The organism is bacterium, assembly GCA_021372775.1.
Classification (GTDB): Bacteria; Acidobacteriota; Polarisedimenticolia; order J045; family J045; genus JAJFTU01.
Window position 1 is genome coordinate 1 of record JAJFTU010000340.1, and the last position, 1,642, is coordinate 1,642.

A 1,642-nucleotide genomic window follows, 5' to 3' on the forward strand; every position below is an offset into this window, starting at 1 on the left:
CTGCATCAGCGACCGTCATGCCGCATCGGAGCGGCGCAGCAAGACGTCCTGCGTCCCCGCAACGCGCGAGCCTCTCGTCCCGCGGATCGCGCGGGCACGGCGACGGCGACGGCCATGCCACATCGGAGCGGCGCAACAAGACGGCCCGGCGTCCCCCGCAACGCTCAGCCCCTGCGTTCCCCGCAGCGCGCGGCCTTGCGCGGCACAACGGCGTCGCGCACCCCCACCGCCGCAATGCCCCCAACGCGCGACGATCAATCAGCGGGCGGCAACCTCTTGCGCCCGAAGTCGGCCGCCGCGTCGGCGATCGCCCGCTCAAGCTCCGCGGTCGACCACCCCTCCGGCGAGATCTGCGTGACGCTGGAAATCCCCGCCTCGCGCCACGCCGCCGCGCCGATCTCGACCCCGCCGACGATCGCCGCCGCCGGCTTCCCGAGGGCGCGCGCGATCCGCGCCACCAGCCCCGCCGGCTTGTTCTTCAGCTCGTCCGCCGTCAGGCGCGGCCCGCCCACCAGCACGAAGTCGAAGCGCGGCATCTCCTCCGGCAGCCGCATCGTCGCGAGGATCGCGCGCGCCCCCGGCGCGAGCGTCGCGCCCAGGAACGCCGCCGCCCCGAAGGCGAGCCCGCCCGCCGCCCCCGAGCCCGGCAGGTCGGCCGCCTCGCGCCCGAGCTGGCGCCGCGTCAGCTCCGTCAGGCGCCGCAGCCCGGCCTCGCACAACTCCACCTGCTCCGCGTCGGCGCCCTTGCGCGGCGCCAGCGCGCGCGCCGCGCCGTTCGGCCCGAGCAGCGGATTGTCCACGTGGTGCAGCACCTGCATCGGCGGCAGGTCGAGCGACGCCGGCGGCGCGATCGTCGCGATCCGGCCCAGCCCGCGCGCGCAGAGCTCGACGTCCTTTCCCTCCGCGTCGAGGAAGCGGAAGCCGAGCGCCGCGGCCATGCCGATCCCGCCGTCGGTGGACATCGTCGCCCCGGCGCCGACCAGCAGCTTCTCCGCGCCGAGTTGCGTCGCCTCGGCGATCAACTCGCCGACGCCGTACGACGTCGCGCGCAGCAGGTCGCGCCGGTCGCGCGGGGCGAGCGCCAGACCCGCCGCCGCGGCGCACTCGATGAAGGCGGTCTTGTCGCGCGGCAGCCAGGCCATGCCCGCTTCGACTTCCTGTCCCGGCAGCGGCCCGCGCACGCGGACCGGGATCCAGGCGCCGCCGCGCGAGGCGAGGAGCGCCCGCGCCGTGCCCTGCCCGCCGTCGGCCATCGGCCGCATCTCGACGCTGCAGTCGGGGCGCGCGGGAAGCAGGCCGCGCCGCACCGCCGCGCACGCCTCGACCGAATCGAGCGCGCCGGCGAACCCCTCCATCGCCACCAGAACGTTCACGCCCCCTCCAGTCCTTCGCGCCGCGCACCGCTCCCGTCGCGCCTCGGCGCCGCGGGAGCGAACACGCGTCCTCCAGTCCTTCGCGCCCCGCGCCTCAGCGCCGCGGGAGCGCGCACGCGCCCGCCAATCCGAGCGCCGCGGGAAGATCGGCGAGGGAGGCGAGCCGCGGCGCGTCGACGTCGGCGTGGACGCCGTGCGGGTCGAGCAGCAGCGGCTCGATCCCCGCGGCGCGCGCGCCGACGACGTCGAACGCGGGCACGTCCCCCACG

General features: G+C 77.0%; 1 protein-coding gene. It reads right to left on the reverse strand.

The window, feature by feature from the left end; genetic code table 11:
• Window positions 1-254: 254 nt before the first annotated feature.
• Window positions 255-1,373, reverse strand: coding sequence for a glycerate kinase (locus LLG88_11435; protein MCE5247512.1), 1,119 nt, complete (start codon window positions 1,371-1,373; stop codon window positions 255-257).
• Window positions 1,374-1,642: the final 269 nt, after the last annotated feature.